Below are 353 nucleotides of genomic sequence, written 5' to 3'. Positions count from 1 at the left end.
TCAGATAAGTGTCTGAACAACTCATTATCCGAAAGCTTGCTTTCCGCAACCGAATTTTCCGCAACCCAATAGGCTACCAGCGTTTTATTACCCTCATGTTCGCGATCAATCACCACCGCCTGCTTGACCTGCGGATGTGCAGCCAGTGCGCTTTCAATTTCCCCCAATTCAATACGATAACCACGAATTTTCACCTGAAAATCATTGCGCCCCAGATAGTCCAGATTGCCATCCGATAACCAACGCACCAAATCGCCGGTTTTATACAGACGGGTGTAGCCGAGCGACTTGTCCTTATCCGTAGCAAACGGATTTGCCACAAACCGCCCGGCGGTCAGTTCAGGCCGGTTTAA

General features: G+C 49.6%; 1 protein-coding gene. It reads right to left on the bottom strand.

Translation table 11 applies throughout. From position 1 onward, the window contains the following. Positions 1–353 (bottom strand): AMP-binding enzyme (locus tag AAC147_RS11280; protein ID WP_047686639.1); only part of this gene is annotated, 353 nt, incomplete at both ends.

Source organism: Xenorhabdus sp. NBAII XenSa04, from assembly GCF_963866145.1.
GTDB lineage: Bacteria > Pseudomonadota > Gammaproteobacteria > Enterobacterales > Enterobacteriaceae > Xenorhabdus > Xenorhabdus indica.
This window is presented reverse-complemented; position numbering and strand designations above follow the sequence as displayed.